5 protein-coding genes are annotated in these 4,865 nt (G+C 73.6%); 3 read left to right on the top strand and 2 right to left on the bottom strand.

Annotation, left to right across the window (positions count from 1 at the left end):
- On the top strand, positions 1–729 hold a 729-nt coding region (locus tag ACOV8S_RS01085), incomplete at its 5' end, for an MFS transporter (RefSeq protein ID WP_448315405.1).
- A gap of 24 nt (positions 730–753) precedes the next feature.
- Here ACOV8S_RS01085 and ACOV8S_RS01080 read toward each other — a convergent pair.
- Both ACOV8S_RS01080 and ACOV8S_RS01075 read right to left on the bottom strand, forming a co-directional pair.
- Positions 754–1,935 carry a flavin-containing monooxygenase gene (locus ACOV8S_RS01080; protein ID WP_448315403.1) on the bottom strand — a complete coding sequence of 394 codons (1,182 nt, stop codon included), beginning with the start codon at positions 1,933–1,935 and terminating at the stop codon, positions 754–756.
- Between the two features lie 153 nt (positions 1,936–2,088).
- Positions 2,089–2,739: a TetR family transcriptional regulator gene (locus tag ACOV8S_RS01075; protein WP_448315401.1), complete on the bottom strand. Its 651-nt coding sequence runs from the start codon at positions 2,737–2,739 to the stop codon at positions 2,089–2,091.
- Between the two features lie 166 nt (positions 2,740–2,905).
- Between ACOV8S_RS01075 and ACOV8S_RS01070 the strand changes: the two genes are divergently transcribed.
- Together ACOV8S_RS01070 and ACOV8S_RS01065 are read left to right on the top strand one after the other, a co-directional pair.
- The gene (locus ACOV8S_RS01070) at positions 2,906–3,583 is read left to right on the top strand and encodes a VOC family protein (RefSeq protein ID WP_448315399.1); all 678 of its coding nucleotides are present in this window, start codon (positions 2,906–2,908) and stop codon (positions 3,581–3,583) included.
- 306 nt (positions 3,584–3,889) lie between these two features.
- Positions 3,890–4,865 (top strand): serine/threonine-protein kinase (locus ACOV8S_RS01065; RefSeq protein WP_448315397.1); only part of this gene is annotated, 976 nt, incomplete at its 3' end.

Genomic DNA, 4,865 nt, shown 5'->3' with positions numbered 1-4,865 from the left:
GCGCTTGCCGCGCTCGCCGTGGTGCCGCTCGCCTGGCTGCTGATGCGGGACCACCCCGCCGACGTGGGGCTCCCGCTCCTCGGAGCCACCGAGGTGACCCCGCCGCCGCCCCCGGTCCCCGGGGTGGCCCGGCGTGCGCTGACGGTGCTGTCGCGGGCGGTGCGCACCGGCACGTTCTGGCTGCTCGCCGCGTCCTTCGCGATCTGCGGGGCCTCCACCAACGGGCTGATCCAGACCCACTTCGTGCCCGCCGCGCACGATCACCCGCACCACATGCCGGTCACCGCGGCGGCCTCGCTGCTGGCGGTCATCGGGGTCTTCGACGTGGTCGGCACGATCGCCTCCGGCTGGCTCACGGACCGCTTCGACTCGCGTCGGCTGCTCGCCGTGTACTACGCGCTGCGGGGGGTCTCGCTGCTGTTCCTGCCGATGCTGCTGGCGCCGGCGGTCCATCCGCCGATGCTGTTCTTCATCGTCTTCTACGGGCTGGACTGGGTGGCGACGGTGCCGCCGACGATCGCGCTCTGCCGGGAGCACTTCGGGGAGGACGGGCCGATCGTGTTCGGGTGGGTCCTGGCCTCCCATCAGGCCGGGGCGGCGGCCGTCGCGTTCCTCGGCGGGGTGGCGCGGGACGTCTTCGGCACGTACGACGTGGTCTTCCACGCCTCCGGTGCGCTGTGTGCCGCGGCGGCCCTCATGGTCCTCGTCATCCGCCGCCGCGCTGCCTGAGGTCCCGGTCCCCGGGGCCGCAGGTCAGCGGGCGGCGCGGACGATGGCCTTGGCGAGGCGTTCCGCGTCGCGGGAGAGTTCGCGGAGGGTCCCGCTGATCGGCGTCGTGAAGCCCGTGAAGAAGAGTCCTGGCGCGTTCCGCGGGGACCGCGGACCGTGCGCGGTGGGAAGCCCCCGCGCGTCGAGCACGTCGAGGTGCCCGAGCAGCCCTTCCAGCCCCCGGTCGTACCCCGTCGCCGCGACCACCACCTCGGGCGTGATCCGCGACCCGTCCGCCAGCAGGACCTCCGCCCCGTCGCACCCGTCGACCGCCGCGACGACCTCCACCCGCCCCCGCCGCACCGCGTCGATCAGCCCCGCGTCCTGCACCGGGATCGCCCCCTGCCGCACCCGGGAGTACAGGCCGGTGTCCGGACGCGGCAGCCCGTGCGCGGACAGGTCGGGGACGCTGATCTTCGCCATCGCGCGGGCCAGCCGGTCCACCACCGGCACCGGCAGCCGCCGCACCAGGATCGCCGTGTTCTGCGCGGGCCACCCCGCCGTGGAGCGCCGCACGATGTGCGGCGCCGTCCGCACCGCCAGCCGCACCCGCGCCGCGCCGCCCTCGACGAGGTCGACGGCGAGCTCCGCGCCGGTGTTGCCCACGCCGACGACCAGCACGTCACGCCCGGCGAAGGCGGTGCCGGAGCGGTAGTCCGAGGCGTGCAGGAACTCCCCGGCGAAGTCGTCGAGGCCGGGCCAGCCGGGGACGCGCGGGGTGTGGTTGTAGCCGGTCGCCACGACGACGGCGCTGCCGGTGAGCCGCCGCCCGCCGGTGGCGTGCAGCACCCAGGCGCCGCCGCCGTCACCGTCATCGGCCCGCTCCAGGCGGCTCACCTCGACGCCGGTGACGACCTCGAGACCGTGGTGCTCGACGTACTTCTCCAGGTAGCGCACCACGTCGTCGCGGGCCGGCCACCGGCCGAAGGAACGCGGCATCGGCAGCCCGGGCAGCGAGGACCGCTTGCGGGTGGTGTGCAGCCGGAGCCGGTCGTAGTGGCGGCGCCAGGAGTCGCCCACCCGGGGCGCCTTCTCCAGGACCACGGCGCGGATCCCGCGGGCCCGCAGCGCCTGGGCGGCTGCCAGGCCTCCGGGTCCGCCGCCGATGACGTAGACGGGGTGCTGGGCGCGGGACCGGGAGTCCTGAGGGACAGGCTTTTCGAGCATGATGCCGAAATCCTATGCACGGCATCACTCGATTGGTCTCATTCAAGATCGGAATTGATTCCGAATCGGTCACGCTCAAGGGTGAATTGTGAAGGCCGACGGAAGGCCGCCGGAAACCGCGCGTGATGACAGGACGCGAACCCCTGGGGCGTACTACCGCGTCGGCTTCTTCCCGGTGACCCCGAGGTGCACCAGCTGCGCCAGGCTCGGCCGCAGTTCCGCGGCCTTGTAGCCCCAGCCCTGGTGGCCGCCCTTCTGGTGCGAGGCCGCAGCGGAGAGCATGGCGACCAGTGAGGCGGCCGTCGCCGCGGGGCTCACGTCCTGGTCGACCTTGCCCTTGGAGCGCAGGCCCTCGATCGCCTCCGTCAACCCCTTGTGCAGGGTCCCCAGAATGCGCAGACGCAGCTTGGAGAACCGTTTGTCCCCCTCGGCGGCGGCCAGGTCGACGACCCGCAGGATCGCGTCGTTGGCCCGCCAGAAGTCCATGAACCCGTCGACCAGTTCCTGGGCCGTCTGCCATCCCGCGCGCCCTGTCCAGGACCGGCCCTCCAGCAGGCCGCCCAGCCCCGCGCCGCCCGCCGCCAGGTCCTCGGCGATCTCCAGGACGGCGCTCTCGACGTCCGGGAAGTACTGGTAGAAGGTCGCGGGGGAGGTGCCGGCCCGGCGGGCGACGTCGATCACCTTGACGTCGCGGTAGGGGGCGGAACCGAGCATTTCTCCGAGGCAGTCCAGCAGCTTCTGCCGCGTCGCCTGCCCTCGCCGACCAGCCACGCGGCCGTCGACCGTGCGTACGTGTCCTGTCATGTCGTCAGCTTATCGACGGGGGATTCGCGCGCTATTCGGCAGACTGCAAATGGGGTGCGCGTGCTCTGCGTGACCGTTCCGGTACCGCTAACTTGACGCCATGGCCGAAAATGGGGCATCCGTGAATACGGAGGGCGGCGAAGCCGCCGAAGGCGTTCCCTGCTGGGTGGACGCCTCGCTTCCCGACGTGGAGGCGGGCAAGCGTTTCTACGGGGAACTGTTCGGGTGGAGTTTCGACGCGGTGGGTCCGCGCGGGGTGGAGGGCGGACCGCTCGGCGCCGCCTGGGCGCACCGCGAGGGCGAGCCGGTTGCGTCGTTGCTCCCCAAGCGGGACGGCCGGATGCCGACGGTGTGGACGGCCTACCTGGCCACCCGCGACGCGACGGCGGTGGCCCGGCGGATCACCGAGGAGGGCGGCCAGATGATCAGCGCTCCCGCGCCGATGGGCCGGCTGGGGCGGCAGGCGCTGGCGGTCGGCCCCGAGGGGGCCGTGTTCGGGCTCTGGGAGCCGGCCCTGCACGAGGGCTTCGGGCGGCGTCCTCCGGCCCGCGGCGGGTTCGCCGGGGCGGTGCTCCACACCCGTGACCCGGAGGGCGCCCGGCCGTTCTGGCAGAGCGTGTTCGGCGGCCTGCGGGACGGCATCGCCCCCCTGGCGGGCGTTTTTCCGGAAGTCATGCCGTCGCACTTCCTGGTGCATTTCTCGGTGGACGACCTGGAGGGCGCGCTCGGCGCGGTCTACCGCCTCGGCGGCCGGGTGCAGGCGCAGCCTTTCACCACCGACCGCGGCGCCGTCGCGGTGGTGACGGACAACCAGAACGCCTCGTTCGCCCTCCTGGAGAGCTGACGCGGCGTCGGACACGGAAGGAGCCGGAGCGGGCGGCGGGTACGGCGCTGAGCAGCGGGAAGGCGGCGAGAGGCTGTGGCGGGCGGCGCGGGGCCCGGGAACGGGTCCCGGCCGGGGTCTGGACCCGGGCCGCCGCGCACGGTACCCAGGGGCGGGCGACGTCCGGTTCGCCCCCGGGTTCGCGCGGCGGCGCTCGGGCAAGGAAGAATCGGGGTGCGTGCCGCCACGGCGGTGCGGTGGTGAGACGCTGCACGGGGTCGCGTACACACGAAGGCGACGCGGCTCTCACGGGGAGGTGGCAGGCAAGTGGTGGATCAGCTGACACAGACCGATCCGCGCCGGATCGGTCCGTTCGAGGTGCTCGGACGCCTGGGGGCCGGCGGCATGGGCCTGGTCTATCTCGCGCGCTCGGCCTCCGGGCGCCGGGTGGCGATCAAGACCGTGCGGACGGAGCTCGCCGAGGACCAGCTGTTCCGCGTCCGCTTCACGCGTGAGGTGGAGGCGGCCCGCGCCGTCTCCGGCTTCTACACGGCCGCCGTCGTCGACGCCGATCCGCGTGCCGCGGTGCCGTGGCTGGCCACCGCGTACGTGCCGGCGCCCTCGCTCGAGGAGATCGTGAACGAGTGCGGCCCGCTGCCCGTGCAGGCGGTCCGCTGGCTGGCCGCCGGCGTCGCCGAGGCGCTGCAGTCGATCCACGGCGCCGGTCTGGTGCACCGTGACCTCAAGCCGTCCAACGTCCTGGTGGTCGAGGACGGTCCGCGGGTCATCGACTTCGGCATCGCCTCCGGCGTCTCCTCCACCCGGCTGACCATGACCAACGTGGCCGTGGGCACCCCCGCGTACATGTCGCCGGAGCAGGCGAAGGACTCCCGCAGCGTCACCGGCGCCAGCGACGTCTTCTCCCTGGGCTCCACCCTGGTCTTCGCGGCCACCGGCCACCCGCCGTTCCACGGCGCCAACCCGGTCGAGACGGTCTTCATGCTGCTGCGTGAGGAGCCCGACATGGAGGGGCTGCCCGACGAGCTGCGGCCCCTGATCGACGCCTGCATGAAGATGGACGCATCGGCCCGCCCCAGCCCGGCCGACCTCCAGTCGCAGCTGGCCCCGCACCTGTTCGGGGCCGGCTCCGACGACAGCGGCACCGCCTCGGCGTGGCTGCCGGAGCGTGCCGTCCACCTCATCGAGCAGCGCCGCAACGGCGGCCGGACCACCACCTTCCCCGCGCCGCAGCCCGGCCAGGGCCGCCCCCAGGTGCCGCCGCGGCCCGCGCACGACCCGGCCC

It is taken from the genome of Streptomyces sp. CO7 (assembly GCF_053474865.1).
This window is presented reverse-complemented; position numbering and strand designations above follow the sequence as displayed.